The sequence below is a fragment of the Alicyclobacillus suci genome, assembly GCF_017329615.1.
Lineage (GTDB): Bacteria > Bacillota > Bacilli > Alicyclobacillales > Alicyclobacillaceae > Alicyclobacillus > Alicyclobacillus suci.
This window is the reverse complement of sequence record NZ_JAFMTW010000230.1, coordinates 1-262: the sequence shown is the minus strand read 5'-3', so window position 1 is coordinate 262 and position 262 is coordinate 1. Positions and strand designations below refer to the sequence as shown.

General features: G+C 61.5%; 1 protein-coding gene. It reads right to left on the bottom strand.

Features of this window, described 5'->3' with window-relative positions; translation table 11 throughout:
- A partial coding sequence (locus J3482_RS22065) for a diadenylate cyclase (RefSeq protein ID WP_206923135.1) occupies nucleotides 1–262 on the bottom strand: 262 nt, incomplete at both ends.

Sequence of the window (262 nt, the reverse complement as noted above, 5' to 3'; positions counted from 1 at the left end):
CGTTAAGGAAGAGCGACATCACTGACATCGACGCCGAGACGACTACCACCGGCACACCGGTTTGTTGGGAGAGCCGATCTGCCGTGCGGTGACGGGTACCAGTCTCCAACGTGGGCAGGCTACCGTCGGGGACGAAGTGGACCGCAGCTGCTTTGATGCGCTCGTGATCACTCGAGACCACTAGCCCACCGTCCATCTTGGATAGCTCGCGCAGAGCCTGCGGGGTGAGTCTGACGTCAAGGGGGAATCCGCCGGAACAAAC